Here is a 2,129-nt window from a genome sequence, read left to right as displayed (position 1 = left end):
CGGAGGAGACCTTTGCTAACTCCATTTCCATCCCGCCCCAGAGGGATGCCTTTGACAGTATCCGCGAGGAATACACCACAATGCTGCAAAATCAGCTGGCCAGAGGTAACAACGGTCTCATCAAGACCAAATACCTGACTTTTGGTATCGACGCAGACAGCATCAAAGCTGCCAAGCCCCGTCTGGAGCGTATTGAGACCGATATACTTAATAACTTCAAGCGTCTTGGTGTAGCTGCCAGAACGCTGGACGGTAAAGAAAGGCTTTCTCAGCTTCATGCGGTATTCCACATGGATGAACAACTCCCGTTTCAGTTTGAATGGGACTGGCTGGCTCCTTCCGGTCTGTCCACAAAGGATTTTATTGCACCAAGCTCCTTTGAGTTCCGCACCGGCAAGCAGTTCCGTATGGGTAAGAAATACGGGACTGTTTCTTTTTTGCAGATTCTCGCACCGGAACTGAATGACCGTTTGCTGGCTGATTTTCTGGATATGGAAAGCTCGCTCATTGTGAGTATGCACATTCAGTCGGTGGATCAGGTGAAAGCCATCAAAACGGTAAAGCGAAAGATTACCGACCTGGACCGCAGCAAGATCGAGGAACAGAAAAAAGCAGTCCGTGCCGGATACGACATGGACATCATTCCATCTGACCTTGCTACCTACGGCAGTGAAGCGAAAAAACTCTTGCAGGATTTGCAGAGCCGCAACGAGAGAATGTTCCTTTTGACCTTTCTGGTGCTGAACACAGCGGACAATCCTCGTCAGCTTGGCAACAACATCTTTCAGGCAGGCTCTATTGCCCAGAAGTATAACTGTCAGCTGACCAGGCTGGACTTCCAGCAGGAAGAAGGGCTGATGAGCTGTCTGCCTCTGGGTCTCAATCAGATTGAGATTCAGCGAGGACTGACCACCAGTTCCACAGCTATCTTTGTGCCCTTTACTACGCAGGAACTGTTCCAGAACGGGAAAGAAGCTCTGTACTACGGCATCAATGCTCTGTCCAACAACCTCATCATGGTGGACAGAAAGCTGCTGAAAAACCCCAACGGCCTGATTCTGGGTACGCCGGGTTCCGGTAAGTCCTTCAGCGCAAAACGAGAAATTGCCAACTGCTTTTTGCTTACCAGTGATGATGTCATTATCTGTGACCCGGAAGCGGAGTACGCACCTCTTGTTGAGCGTCTGCATGGGCAGGTCATCAAGATCTCACCTACTTCAACCAACTATATCAATCCGATGGATCTGAATCTGGACTATTCGGATGATGAAAGCCCGCTGTCACTCAAGTCTGACTTTATCCTCAGCTTGTGTGAGCTGATCGTGGGCGGTAAGGAGGGCTTGCAGCCGGTGCAGAAAACCATTATTGACCGTTGTGTACGGTTGGTTTACAACGAATATCTCAATGACCCGAAGCCGGAGAATATGCCGATTTTGGAGGACCTTTATAACTTGCTGCGGGAGCAGGAAGAAAAAGAAGCTCAGTACATTGCAACGGCATTGGAAATCTATGTAACGGGTTCTTTGAATGTGTTCAATCATCAGAGCAATGTGGACATTGATAACCGGATTGTCTGCTATGACATCAAGGAACTGGGCAAGCAGCTCAAGAAAATCGGTATGCTGGTGGTACAGGATCAGGTGTGGAACCGCGTTACCATCAACCGTGCCGCTCACAAGTCTACCCGCTACTACATCGACGAGATGCACCTGCTTTTGAAGGAGGAGCAGACCGCCGCCTATACGGTGGAAATCTGGAAGCGATTCAGAAAATGGGGCGGTATTCCGACAGGTATCACCCAGAATGTCAAAGACCTTTTGAGCAGCCGCGAGGTGGAAAATATCTTTGAAAATTCCGACTTCGTGTATATGCTCAACCAGGCAGGCGGAGACCGTCAGATCCTCGCCAAGCAGCTGGGTATTTCCACACACCAATTATCTTATGTGACCCACTCCGGTGAGGGCGAGGGCCTGCTGTTTTATGGCTCTACAATCCTGCCTTTCGTGGATCACTTCCCGAAGAATACCGAGCTTTACCGCATTATGACCACCAAGCCCCAGGAACTGAAAAAGAAGGAGGATGAATGATGATGAACCCCAACATTTTGAATAAAAATCCGCTGATGTTTT

Annotated in this window: 1 protein-coding gene; it reads left to right on the top strand. The window is 49.2% G+C overall.

Going from position 1 to position 2,129, the window contains the following annotated elements; all coding sequences use genetic code 11:
* A partial coding sequence (locus tag OCV62_RS18020) for a VirB4-like conjugal transfer ATPase, CD1110 family (protein WP_262588373.1) occupies positions 1 to 2,087 on the top strand: 2,087 nt, incomplete at its 5' end.
* Between the last annotated feature and the right edge of the window lie 42 nt (positions 2,088 to 2,129).

The organism is Gallintestinimicrobium propionicum (genome assembly GCF_025567525.1).
In the GTDB taxonomy this organism is placed as follows: domain Bacteria; phylum Bacillota; class Clostridia; order Lachnospirales; family Lachnospiraceae; genus Gallintestinimicrobium; species Gallintestinimicrobium propionicum.
Note: the sequence above shows the minus strand (reverse complement) of the source record. Positions and strands in the feature narration are given on the sequence as shown.